Source organism: Hymenobacter roseosalivarius DSM 11622, from assembly GCF_900176135.1.
GTDB classification, from domain to species: Bacteria; Bacteroidota; Bacteroidia; order Cytophagales; family Hymenobacteraceae; genus Hymenobacter; species Hymenobacter roseosalivarius.
In genome coordinates, this window is sequence record NZ_FWWW01000075.1 from 1 (window position 1) to 12,287 (window position 12,287).

Here is a 12,287-nt window from a genome sequence, read left to right on the forward strand (position 1 = left end):
GGAATATTCCGGGGGGCTTTTTTGTGTTCTCCTAAGGCCATTCGGCTTTGGCCAAGTAGCTTGGAATTGGCCTGTCAGGAATAGGCTGTTTGCTGCTTGTAACGCCGACTACGCAACATTCTGGCCTTTAATTCAAGTGTGTAAAAGGCTTAAGAATCTCCGGAGCGCTGCTGAAGTATGTATCGTAGTGAGCTGAGTTTGCAAGTTGACCTGCTTTAAGTAGAATAGCTGTTGCGTTTTACAAACGGTGTAGAGACGCGTAGTCGCGTCTCCTCGTTGAACGGTTTTGTTCGGGCGGCGCGAGCGAGGAGACGCGACTACGCGTCTCTACACCGTTTGTACAGCTACCATGATGCGACACGCGAAGTAAGGGCCACAAAAAAAGCCCCCCACCTAGTGAGGAGCCTGTTTTGGAAAGAAGGAGATACGCTTTCTACTGAGTCAGCTCGCCAAGGGCGCCGGGCAGAAACTTTATAAGCTCGTCAACCTGGGAGCGCGTGAAATTGCCGGATACGGCTATCAGAGCGAAGGATTCGGGAACGGCTTCTACGTTGCCGGTAGCAACCAATTCTGGTACCCGGTCGCCTTGCTGGCGAATGGCGTAGCGCGTGATGGTTGTGCTGGCCGAATCGGCGGATACGGGGATGGAAGTGTACCGCTCACTGGCCAGCAGGCCGTCTACTTCCTTATTAAGACCAGCCGCTACCAGGCGCTGGGCCCGATCGGTGGTGGGTGTGAAGGTAAGCATGCGGATTTCGCGCACCGAAGTCAGGGCCTGCGCCAGCTCATTATTGCCCCCCAGCTTGCCCAGGCGCGCCAGCAGCAACCGAGTGGTGAAGCCCGCCGACAGGGTGGTAGCCTTGAAGCCGGAACGGTTCTCGTATTTGCGAAAAAACTCAGCTACCGTGCGGGCAGGCGTTTCGGGGCCGCTTGTGCGGCAGCTTACAGTGAGGGCGAGGCCCAGTACGGCAACGAGCGAAAGCAGACGTAGTTTGGTATACATAAGGGAGCAAAGGAGATTTGGCTCCGCATACGTAGCTTGGCAGCGGCCCGTTCGCCCTGTGGTATTAATCGAAGGAAACAGTATTCAGAAAAAACACGTCGCGCCCCGCGCCTCGGGGAGTGCGTACGTGTTGGTAGCCAAAGGTCAAAAATCGGCTGCCGTACCACGCCAGCATGCCCTCGTAGTTGGTGCTGCCTAGCTTCTCCTTACTCTCCGGGTTAATCGGCTGCAAAGGCATTACCAAGTCATTGGGTGAGGGCAAGGTGCGGTCGATGATTTTATAATGGATATTTTCCTCTTCCAAATACGTCATTACGAGGCGCTGGCCATCGGGCATGGGTCGTAGCCGCACTGTTTCTTCCAGCTCATACGATTCGGCATCTTTCAAAACGAAGGTATTGTCCCAGAGTAGGTTGCCGCGCCGGTCGAAGCCGCACACAATGGCGTGGGTCGTATGATAGCCGTCGAACTGCCGGTACCGGGTGCCTACCATGCCGGGGCCGTAGCTGTCGCTGCGGTAGCGCGGGTAGTACACCTCCGCTACCAGTACGTAGCCGTTTTGGAAAGGCAGCAGGTCGTGCACGAGCAGGCGGTAGCGCAGGGGTAGCTCACGGTTGGCGGCCCGGCGCTCCTGACTGCGCTGCTGAATCCGGGCCGCACGGGCCGGCTTCAGGTAATCAAAAAAGTGCTTCAGACGCGTGAAATCGTAGAAGCGTAGGGACTGCCGCACGCCGGTTGGAGTGGTGCCTGCCGTGAGATCAGCCGAAAAAAGGCCCTGAGAGTAGCGCGGGTCGCGTAGGGTGTACGTGCCGGCTAGCATACGGTCCGAGCTGTCGCCGAGACTGACCTGGGCGGTTATCAGGCTGCGCTCGCTCTCTGTTTGGACAAACTCGGAGTTGAGTAACTGGCCATCGGCCGACAGCTGCTTTAGCTGCAAGCGCGATTTTACCCCATTCGACTGCCGCATAATTATCTCGGCGCGCTTGGTAGCGGAGTCGGTGAGAAAGGTGAGTTCGGTGGTCAGCGGCTCGTACACCGACGGTAGCAGCTGGTGCTTGCCGGCCTTCATGTCCAGCCTGACTATCGTCATGTGCTGATCCAGGAGCACTGTTACAAACAGATTGCCCGCTAATACTTTCTGGTCGAGCACGTCGCGGGTTACCTCAGTATCAAATTTAACCAAGGTTACGTCGCCCGTTCGACCATCGAGGCCCGCTACCAGCAAGCGCTCCGGGGCGTAGCGCGACTGAAATAGCGCATACACCGCCGTCGCCTCAGCGCTCATCAGCTTGAATTCGTACTCAATCGGAATCTCCAGGTTGCGCGAGCCAAGATCCTTAAGCTGGTGGTCGAATTTTTGGAAAGTATAGCTAGTGCGTGAGCCAATGAAAACATCTTTCTCCACCAACAGTACCACGCTGCTGTCTTCGGGGATGGCCAGCACTTGCACATCTGTATCGTATTGGGTGAAGGGCAGCTCCAGGCGAGCGGGCTGGCTAGGAGCAATGGAAAGCTCGGGTGCCTGGGCTAACAACGGCCGCCCTGCTACCACCAGAGTCATAATTCCCAGCCATCCGACTATTCTATTTTTCATAGCTACCATGCGCCCTATTCGCTGTGACGCTTAGTAAGATACGACGGAGACGGCATAAAGTCACGCGGCGCGGAAGGTTGTGGGGGGCTTTTTGCGAATGGTTACGCGGCCAGTAAGCAAGCCAACGCCGAAAAAAGCCCCCCAACCCGCGCATAAGCTAAAAAGCCTGCCTTACGGATAATAGACAGGCTTTTCAACGCAGAAATAGTTAGCTTCCCAGCTCCAGCACCACATCAAACTCCTCACTGCGCAGCGGCATCACCGACAGGCGCGACTGGCGCAATAAGCCAATCTGGCTCAGGCGTGCGTCGAGCTTTATGGCAGCCAGCGACACAGGACGGGGTAAGGGTTGGTGCGGGCGCAGCGCTACGGCCACCCAACCACTTTCGGGCGGCGCGGTGGCATCGGGGGCGGCGGGGGCAGCTACCTCGGCCATGCCCACCACAGTTTTGTCGGTTACGCTGTGATAGAAAAGAACCAGGTCGCCGGGCTGCATCTGCTGCAGGTAGTTGCGGGCCTGGAAGTTGCGGACGCCAGTCCAGTCGGTGTGCCCGTCGCGCACAAAGTCAGTCCAGGAATAAGCCGCAGGTTCGGATTTAACAAGCCAGTAATTCACTTCAAAAATAAGACAGCTGGAGAGTAAGGAAAAACAACGCACAACAAAGCCCGGCAAAAGAAGCCCTAAATTTCTTTAGAATCGCTTTTGCCGGGCTTTGCTGCCTCCCAACAGTCGTGAGAGAGTACTTATCGCAGGCGCAATACAACCAGCTTATCGTTCTCGACGCGCAGCACGCGCAATCGAAACGGTGGGCGCAGCTCCGCGTTGTCGAGCGTCATCGTCAGGATATCCTGGTTTTCCTGCATCGATGCCCAGCGACCAACATGGGCCTCCGGGGCATCGGCGGGGCCGAAAGTGTAGAATGTAAACTGCCCATCCTTATCAAAGCGCAGCCCATCCAAGTAAACAGGACCGTAGCGGGGCACACCGGGGGGCATTATATAGCCCTGGGGCCGATAGATAACCGTGTCGCCGGGGTGGGCTTCGTGCGAGTTGTACCAGGAGCGACCGTAGAGCGGCCCCGTCGGTCCCTCCGGGTTTAGCGTCATCAGGTCACCCACGTTTTCGGTACAAGCTCCCAATACCATAGCCACGAGGACGGTCAGGAGCGTAAGGGTAAAAATGCGCATAGTTGAATATAAAACAGAACAGAAGCAGGAGTCGTAAGCTGAATGAAAGGTTGCAGGGCTATTGCGGCAAGTGTCGAACTTTTAATAAATCCTTTTCCAACGATACAATTTCGAGCCGGTAGCCTGGCTCGTCTTTACTGTCAAACGTAATGTGGAGTACGTTCTCGCTTTCTGCTTTCCACTGGCCTTTACGTCCTTCAAGGCCATCAGTGGGGGCAATGTCGTACCGCGTAAAGAGGCCATTATGCTCGAAGTTGAACCCCGTACGGCCGCGTGAAGGGCCAAACGAATACGTATTGGGCCGGTATACTTCTATATTTTCTATATCCTCCTCGTGGGCGTGCAGCCAGGTACCTTCAAGCAAAAGCAGCTGCGGCGACTTGCGCGGGTCGGGTTTGCACGTTACGGCCAGCAGCAACACGCTCAGGCAGCAAAGCAGAGAAAACAGGCGCATGACAACAGCGTAAAAGTGAGAAATAGGCGGGCAAATTATTGGCTTCCAGTTTACAATCAATAGTTGTACCCGAAAACGCTATTCACCCTTATTCACGCATATTATTTAAAACATACTATTTCCCAACCCTGTACCTTTACCTTCCTTCTCCATCCCCCGCTGGGGGGCAAATTCTGCTTCTGTTTTGGACAATCGCGCCCTGATTCGCGCCTTCCGCCTCGCGGCCTCGCTGCTGGAACTGCACGACGAAAATCCATTTAAAATTCGGGCCTATGAAGGTACCGCTGCTGCCTTGGAGCGCCTGGAGTTTCCGGTGGCCGAGGTAGAGCGCACCGGCCTGCCCGACCGCACGGGTCTGAGCAAAACAGCCGCCGCCCGTGTGGCCGAAATGCTGGACACCGGTACCTTTGAGGAGCTGACGCGCCTGCTCAGCATCACGCCGCCCGGTGTGGTCGAGATGCTGAACATCAAAGGCATCGGCCCCAAAAAGATTCGTATGCTGTGGCGCGAGCTGGGCGTAGAAAGCTCCGACGCGCTACGCGCCGCCGCCGAGCGCGACGAGGTGAGTAAGCTTAAAGGGTTTGGCAAAAAGACTCAGGATGCCATTCTGCAAGCCCTCGAATTCAGTGACCAAAGCCGGGGCAAGCTGCTGTATCCGCAAGCCGAAGAACTGGCCAAAGATCTGGTTGTGCGCTTGCAGGAGGCGTTGTTTACGGAGTCGGTGGCCGTGGCAGGGGAAGTGCGCCGCCGCCTGGAAGTGGTGGAAAATGTGGTGCTGGTAGCGGCCACCGCCCAGCCGGAGAAAGCGCATAAGCTGCTGAATTCTTTGGATGGTCTGACGGCCGACCCTTTGCGCTCGGGGCCGTTTGCGTGGCGCGGCACGGCTACGACTTCGGGCGTAAAAGTGGAAGTGCTGCTGGTAGCTAAGGACGATTTCACGAATCAGCTCTTTTTGCTGACGGGTGCCGAGGCCCATCTATCCGAAATATTTGTCCCCCAGGCCGCGCATGGCCAACCGGCCACGCTGCGGCAGCTGCTGAAAAAGGAGCGTTTCTACCAGGAAACGGCCATCTACGAAAAAGCCGGCCTCCAATACGTGGAGCCCGAACTCCGCGAAGGACTCGGCGAACTAGCGCTAGCCAAAGAGCATAAGCTGCCTAAGCTGCTGGAAGATGCTGACCTGCGCGGCAGCGTGCACAACCACAGCAACTACTCCGATGGGGCGCACACGCTGCGCCAAATGGCGGAGTTTCTGCGGGATGAAGGCTACGAGTACCTGGGCATCTGCGACCACTCGCAGGCCGCGCACTATGCCAATGGCCTCAGCCCCGAGCGGGTGCACCAGCAGCAGCACGAGATAGATGAGCTGAACAAAGAGCTGGCGCCCTTCCGCATTTTCAAAGGCATTGAAAGCGACATTCTCGGCGACGGTGCTTTAGATTATCAGCCCACCGTGCTGGCGTCGTTTGACTTTGTGGTGGCCTCGGTACACAGCAACCTCAAAATGGACGAAGCCCGCGCCACCACGCGTCTGCTGCGGGCCATTGAAAACCCGTATTGCACAATGCTCGGGCATCCTACCGGGCGCCTGTTACTGCGCCGGGAGGGCTACCCGATTGACTACAAAGCCGTCATTGACGCCTGTGCTCAACATGAGGTTGTCATTGAGATAAACGCTAACCCGTGGCGGCTGGACCTGGATTGGCGCTGGGTGCGCTACGCCCTCGATCAAGGTGTGAAGCTGAGCATCAACCCCGATGCGCATCATACCACCGGCTACGCCGATATGCGCTACGGTGTATTTATGGGGCGTAAAGGCGGTCTAACGAAGGAAATGACGTTCAATGCAATGTCGCGTGAGGAGGTAGCCGCGTACTTTGCCCAACGGAAAGCTAAGATTAAGCCGGCTGAGGAGTTTAAAACGACTTTGTTTTAATGGGGGCTCGGGCTGCCGTTAAATAGCTTATGAAGATTCTTGTTCTGCGCTTTTCCTCCATCGGCGACATCGTGCTGACAACGCCCGTGGTGCGGGCGTTGAAGCAACAGGTGGCGGGTGCGCAGGTGCATTTTTGTACCAAGCCGGCTTACCGCGGTATCATCGAGCCAAATCCGTACGTGGAGAAGGTGCATTATCTCACCGGTTCGCTCACGGAGCTGGTAAACGAGCTAAAGGCCGAGCGTTTCGACTACATCATCGACCTGCATAATAACCTGCGCACTCACCTGCTAAAGCTGCGCTTAGGAGTACCCTCGTCGAGCCTCGACAAGCTGAATGTGCGGAAGTGGCTGCTGGTGAACCTGAAGATAAATACCCTGCCGCACCAGCATATCGTGGACCGCTACCTGGCCGCCGCCTCGCCTCTGGGTGTGCGTAATGATGGGCAGGGGCTGGATTATTTCATTCCTGCCAGGGATGAAGTGAGCCTCGATACGCTACCTGCCGACTTTCAGCGTGGGTACGTTGCCTTTGCTATAGGGGCGCAGCATGCCACCAAGCGTCTGCCCGTCGAACGCATTATTGAGCTGTGCGGGCTGTTGCGCCGTCCGGTGGTGCTGCTCGGCGGCCCAGAGGACGAAACAACTGGTCACGTAGTGGAGCTGGCCTTTGCTAAGCAAGCCGCTGCCTCGCCGCCACCCGCGCGCAAAGTGCCCGACAGCCCCTATTATTTCCCGTCGGAGGCCAGCACCGCTTATGCGCCCCAAACCGTTATTTACAACGCCTGCGGGCAGTATTCGCTCAACCAATCAGCTTCATTGGTGCAGCAGGCGCAGCTAGTCGTGAGCCACGACACGGGCCTGATGCATATTGCCGCGGCCTTCAAAAAAGATATTTTCAGCGTGTGGGGTAATACGGTGCCCGAGTTTGGGATGTATCCTTACCGCACCGAATTCCGCATTCTGGAAAGGCCGGGGCTTTCGTGTCGGCCCTGTTCCAAGATTGGCTACGAAAAATGCCCCCTGGGACACTTCAAGTGTATGCGCGAAATTCAATTTGATCTGGATTTGCCCCCCACGCGTGATGGGCGTTAAACCTTGATGAGCCTGAGTTGAGTGAGCCTCTAAGGCAGAAATAGGCGTAATAAACGGATAAAAACGGTATCTTTTATCCTTGCTATCACTCTTATTCCGTTCATTATGGCTGAAAATTCCGCGAAATCAGTGCTCGTGAAAGTGGGTGCTGACGCCCTGCTGGCCGACGTGCAGGCTGGTCGCCACACATATGTGCTGGATGAGCCCGAAGAGGTAGGTGGCCAGGACAGGGGCCCTACGCCGTATGATATGCTGCTTTCGGCTCTGGGAGCTTGCACCGCCATTACCCTCCGCCTCTATGCCGACCAGAAAAAATGGCCTCTGGAAGCAATTGAAGTGCGCTTACGCCACCAGCGCGTACATCGCACCGACTGTGAGCAGTGCGAACAGGAAGGCCGGATGTTGGAGGAAGTGGAGAAGGAACTGCGGCTGGTAGGGCCGCTCACGGCGGAGCAGCGCCAACGCCTGGAGGTGATTTCGCAGAAATGCCCCGTACAGAAAACCCTGATGAGTGGCTTACACATCAAAACCCATCTTGTGCCTGAGAGCAACTGATTCTTCGTCTAAAGCCGCTTTTTGTGGAAGCTAAATCGCCTTGCGTTCACCTCAGTAGCGTAACTGCCATTATCGAGGATGAGCAGTATGTGTGCCCCGAATGCGTAGCCTTGGGCGACGAGTGGGTGCACCTGCGCGTGTGTCAGACTTGCGGCCATGTGGGCTGCTGCGACAACTCCAAAAATAAGCACGCTACCCGCCACTTTCACGCTACCAATCATCCCGTCATAACCTCCGCTGAACCCGGCGAACGGTGGGCCTGGTGCTACGTGGATAGTGCGTTTGCTGAGTATTAGTCTGAACCACGGATTACGTGGATTTTGTAGCTGGCCTTGTACTGACTTCTCCAGGTTTTCTGTTAAAGTTATTTGCCAAAAAAGCCCCCCAGAAATAGTTCTGGGGAGCTTTTTTTAAGTTAAGGAACCATCCGCAAAATCCGTGACATTCGAAAAATCCGCGTAACCCGTGGTTCAGACGATCTTATCGAACCCACAGTAGCTGTGTAGCGCTTTGGGTAAGTGAATGCCGTCCTCCGCCTGATTATTTTCCAGCAAAGCGGCTACGATACGGGGCAACGCCAGCGCCGAACCATTAAGGGTGTGCAGAAGCTGGGTTTTGCTGCCCTCGGCCCGGTAGCGCAGCTTGAGGCGGTTGGCCTGGTACGTTTCGAAGTTGCTGGCCGAGCTTACCTCCAGCCACCGGCCTTGGGCCGCACTCCACACCTCCAGGTCGTAGGTAAGGGCCGACGTGAAGCTCATATCGCCGCCGCAGAGGCGCAGCACGCGGTAGGGCAGCTCCAGCTTTTGCAGTAAGCCCTCAATATGCGCCCGCATCTCTTCCAGAATACCATAGCTCTGCTCAGGCAAGGCGATTTGCACAATTTCTACTTTGTCGAACTGGTGCAGACGGTTGAGACCCCGCACGTCGGCACCCCAGGAGCCGGCCTCGCGCCGGAAGCAGGGCGTGTAACCCGCATTGCGAATGGGCAGCTTATCGATGGCAATAATCTCATCGCGGTAGAGATTGGTAATGGGTACCTCGGCCGTCGGAATCAGGTAGAGATTATCCTGGGCGTCGTGGTACATCTGACCGTCTTTGTCGGGCAGCTGGCCCGTGCCGTAGCCCGAGGCTTCATTTACCAGAATAGGCGGCTGCACCTCAACGTAGCCGGCCTCCCGCGCTTCATCCAGGAAAAAGTTGATGAGCGCGCGCTGTAAACGGGCTCCCTGACCTTTATATACGGGAAAACCCGCCCCACTTATTTTGTTGCCCAGCTCAAAGTCAACAATGTCATACTTCTTGATCAAATCCCAGTGGGGGAGGGCCGTGGGGGGCAAATCCGGCTTGATGCCATGCTCCGATACTACTTCATTATCCTGCGGAGTACGGCCCACGGGTACGCTGCTATGGGGCAGGTTAGGCAGCTTGAGCAACAGCTGCTGCAAAGCAGTTTCTACCTGGCTTAGCTCATCGGCGTAAGTTTTTATGTCAGCTTTGAGGGTTGCGGTGCGGGCTTTCAGGTCCTCGGCACTGGCTTTGTCGCCGCTCTTCATCAGGCCCCCAATCTGGCGAGCCAGCTCATTCGCTTCAGCCTGAGCCGAGTCGTGGGTGGTTTGCAGCTGGCGGCGGCGCTGGTCGAGGTTGAGAATGGCCGTAACGTCGGCTTCAGCGGTGGGATAGTGCTTTTTGGCCAGGCCGGCCAGCACGAGGTCAGGGTGTTCTTTTAAAACGGAAACTTGCAGCATACGGCAAAAATAGGGAAGTAGCGGAAGCTTTTATATTCGAAGCACGGGTAAATATCCATCCTGAACGAAATGCACTGCGTAGCCAAATGAGCGGGCACGAACCATTACCGCACCGCGAATGTCCTTACTATTGTGGCGAATAGCCCGAAAAAAAGCGTATCTGATTTGGCGGTTTACCCGTATTAGTCTAACATTGCGGCAACAAGCCGGCGGCTGATGCCGGGTCCGCAGTATTTTTTGCTCGCGTACGGCCCGCTTTTATTTCCAGCGCCTCCCCGAGTACCCCATTTTCCCTACGTCTTCTGTGCTTCGCGCCGCGCCGCGGTTGCCCTTTATGCCCCGGTTGGCCTGTGCTGCTCCCTATCCTGTCTTGTCTGGTATCTCCACCCCCCTTCTGCCCGTTTTCCTCCTAGTTAGTTTATGTACAATATTGAAGAATTGAAGGACCGTTTGCTTTCCGAGCTAAAAGAAATAGCGGAAAAGCTGCAGGTTGGTAACTTCAAAAAGCTCAGCAAGCAGGATCTGATTTATAAGATTCTCGATCAGCAGGCCATACTACCTGCCGATCAGCTTCCCCAGAAAATAAAGCCCGCCCACGCTAAAAATGGGGCTGACCAACCCTTCTCGGATGTGGCCGTAGCCGATGCCGTGCCAGTCGCCGCCTCTACGACTCCTGCCGCACGTCCGGCTCCAACTCGTGCCCGTGCTACCCGAAGCGCTGTTCCCACACCCGATGCAGCCGTTGATGCTGCCGTGGCAGCAGCGCCCGCTGTGGCTGTAGTGCCCGAATTAGCGCTGGCTGAAGCACCGGCTGTCGTAGAGGCCCCCACCGAAGCAACTGTGTCTGCCGACGCTGAGCCGGCAACCGAAGCTGGTGCCGCCCGACCCGTGAAGCTGTATCAGCGGCCTGAGCGCCGCCTGCGCAACGGCGTTGAGCGTAATCGCATCGAAGAAGTAACGCCTGCTACTTCGAATGACATTGACACATCGGGTGGCGACATGCCGGCTTCTCTGACCCCGGAAGGTGCTATTGAGGCTGCTGCCGATACTCACTCCGACGCAGCCGCTGCCCCTATTTCTTTTGCGCCCGGCGTGATCGCCCGTGAGCCGCGCACCGATCATCCAACTGCTCCCCGCGAGCGGGAATACCGCGACGGCCGTGAGCCCCGCGAACAGCGTGAACCACGTACGGATGCTCCCCGCGAGCGGGAATACCGTAATGACTCTCCGCGCGAGAACCGCGAGCCTCGGGATTTACGCGAGCCGCGCGACAATAATCGTGAGAATCGGGAGCCGCGCCCATTGCGTGATGCGCCCCGTGATAACCGGGAACTACGCGAGCCTCGGGAAAACCGGGAGCCCCGCGAGTTGCGTGAGCCCCGCGAACCAAGAGAAAACCGGGAGCCGCGTGAGTTGCGTGAGCCACGGGAAGGCCGCGACCAGCAGCGCCGTGATGACCGCTTTGCGGCCCGCGACCAGCAGCGTGCCCCGCGCCCCGCTGATGGCCAGCAGCCGGCCGGTCAGCAGCAGCGCCCGCGCAATGACTTTGATATTGTAGTGGATGGTGAAGGCACGTTGGAGCTTATGCCCGATGGTGGCTACGGCTTCCTGCGCTCACCTTTCTATAACTACCTCGCCTCGCCCGATGATATTTATGTGGCGCCTCAGCAGGTAAAGCAGTTTGGCTTGAAAGCTGGCGACACGGTAAAGTGCAAGATCCGGCCGCCCCGCGAAGGTGAAAAATACTTCGCGCTGGTAGGCGTAGATGGTATCAACGGCCGCACGGTAGAAGAGGCCCGCGACCGGATTCCGTTTAGTAACCTTACGCCGCTGTTTGCTGAGGAGCGCCTGAAACTGACCACAAAGTCCAGCCTGCTCAGCACCCGAATCCTGGACTTATTTGCCCCAATTGGCAAAGGCCAGCGCGGTCTGATCGTGGCCCAGCCTAAAACCGGTAAGACGGTTCTGTTGCAGGAAATCGCTAACGCTATTTCTGAAAACCACCCCGAAGTTTATCTCATCATTCTGCTTATCGACGAGCGGCCGGAAGAGGTGACCGACATGGCCCGCTCGGTGAAAGCCGAGGTGCTCAGCTCCACCTTCGACGAAACGGCCGACCGCCACGTCAAAATTGCCAGCATTGCTTTGGACAAAGCCAAGCGCCTCGTAGAGTGCGGCCACGATGTGGTGATTCTGCTCGATTCCATTACACGTCTGGCCCGTGCGTACAACACGGTGCAGCCGGCTTCGGGCAAAATCCTGTCGGGTGGTGTGGATGCCAATGCATTGCACAAGCCCAAGCGCTTCTTCGGGGCGGCCCGCAATGTGGAGAATGGCGGCTCTCTGACCATTATCGCCACGGCCCTGATTGAAACCGGCTCCAAGATGGACGAGGTTATCTTCGAGGAATTTAAAGGAACCGGCAATATGGAATTGCAGTTGGACCGCAAGCTGGCCAACAAGCGCATCTTCCCGGCTATCGACGTGCCGGCTTCCGGCACGCGCCGCGAAGATTTGCTCATGGGCAAAGAAGAGCTGAGCCGCATTTGGGTGCTGCGCAAGTTCATGTCCGACATGACGGCCGTAGAAGCTATGGAGTTCCTGAAGGACCGCATCAAAGACACCAAGAACAACAACGAGTTCTTGATGTCTATGAACGGCTAGTATATTGCTTAAATAATAAAAAAGCCCCCCGGAAATATCCGGGGGGCTTTTTTG

Annotated in this window: 11 protein-coding genes; 5 read left to right on the top strand and 6 right to left on the bottom strand. The window is 56.7% G+C overall.

Translation table 11 applies throughout. The annotated features are described in order from the left end of the window. Window positions 1–433: 433 nt before the first annotated feature. The 5 genes from B9A24_RS12635 to B9A24_RS12655 all read right to left on the bottom strand — a co-directional run bounded on the left by B9A24_RS12635 (window position 434) and on the right by B9A24_RS12655 (window position 4,239). On the bottom strand, window positions 434–1,003 hold the full coding sequence (locus B9A24_RS12635) for a DUF4252 domain-containing protein (RefSeq protein ID WP_084446384.1): 570 nt from the start codon (window positions 1,001–1,003) through the stop codon (window positions 434–436). Between the two features lie 64 nt (window positions 1,004–1,067). Then, entirely contained in the window at window positions 1,068–2,597 is a 1,530-nt protein-coding gene (locus B9A24_RS12640; protein ID WP_143434924.1) for a hypothetical protein, read from the bottom strand. A 208-nt stretch (window positions 2,598–2,805) separates the two neighbouring features. After that, complete coding sequence (locus tag B9A24_RS12645; RefSeq protein ID WP_084446386.1) at window positions 2,806–3,213, bottom strand: EVE domain-containing protein; 408 nt, start codon at window positions 3,211–3,213, stop codon at window positions 2,806–2,808. A 128-nt stretch (window positions 3,214–3,341) separates the two neighbouring features. Then, window positions 3,342–3,785 (bottom strand): hypothetical protein, encoded by a 444-nt coding sequence (locus B9A24_RS12650; protein WP_084446387.1) that lies wholly within the window; start codon window positions 3,783–3,785, stop codon window positions 3,342–3,344. A 58-nt stretch (window positions 3,786–3,843) separates the two neighbouring features. Continuing rightward, entirely contained in the window at window positions 3,844–4,239 is a 396-nt protein-coding gene (locus B9A24_RS12655) for a hypothetical protein (protein ID WP_084446388.1), read from the bottom strand. Window positions 4,240–4,423: 184 nt separating this feature from the next. On the opposite strand from B9A24_RS12655, the gene B9A24_RS12660 reads away from it, so the two are divergent. From B9A24_RS12660 to B9A24_RS12675, 4 genes are all read left to right on the top strand, one after another. Beyond that, on the top strand, window positions 4,424–6,175 hold the full coding sequence (locus B9A24_RS12660; RefSeq protein ID WP_084446389.1) for a DNA polymerase/3'-5' exonuclease PolX: 1,752 nt from the start codon (window positions 4,424–4,426) through the stop codon (window positions 6,173–6,175). 29 nt (window positions 6,176–6,204) lie between these two features. Next, complete coding sequence (locus B9A24_RS12665; protein ID WP_084446390.1) at window positions 6,205–7,269, top strand: glycosyltransferase family 9 protein; 1,065 nt, start codon at window positions 6,205–6,207, stop codon at window positions 7,267–7,269. A 105-nt stretch (window positions 7,270–7,374) separates the two neighbouring features. After that, a complete protein-coding gene (locus B9A24_RS12670; protein WP_084446391.1) occupies window positions 7,375–7,824 on the top strand; it encodes an OsmC family protein in 450 nt (149 codons plus the stop codon). Between the two features lie 23 nt (window positions 7,825–7,847). Continuing rightward, entirely contained in the window at window positions 7,848–8,120 is a 273-nt protein-coding gene (locus tag B9A24_RS12675; protein WP_084446392.1) for a UBP-type zinc finger domain-containing protein, read from the top strand. 174 nt (window positions 8,121–8,294) lie between these two features. On the opposite strand, the gene serS is transcribed toward B9A24_RS12675, so the two are convergent. Then, on the bottom strand, window positions 8,295–9,569 hold the full coding sequence (gene serS / locus B9A24_RS12680) for a serine--tRNA ligase (protein ID WP_084446393.1): 1,275 nt from the start codon (window positions 9,567–9,569) through the stop codon (window positions 8,295–8,297). Between the two features lie 420 nt (window positions 9,570–9,989). Between serS and rho the strand changes: the two genes are divergently transcribed. Then, window positions 9,990–12,233, top strand: a complete 2,244-nt coding sequence (rho, locus tag B9A24_RS12685) for a transcription termination factor Rho (RefSeq protein ID WP_084446394.1) — start codon at window positions 9,990–9,992, stop codon at window positions 12,231–12,233. Window positions 12,234–12,287 lie beyond the last annotated feature (54 nt).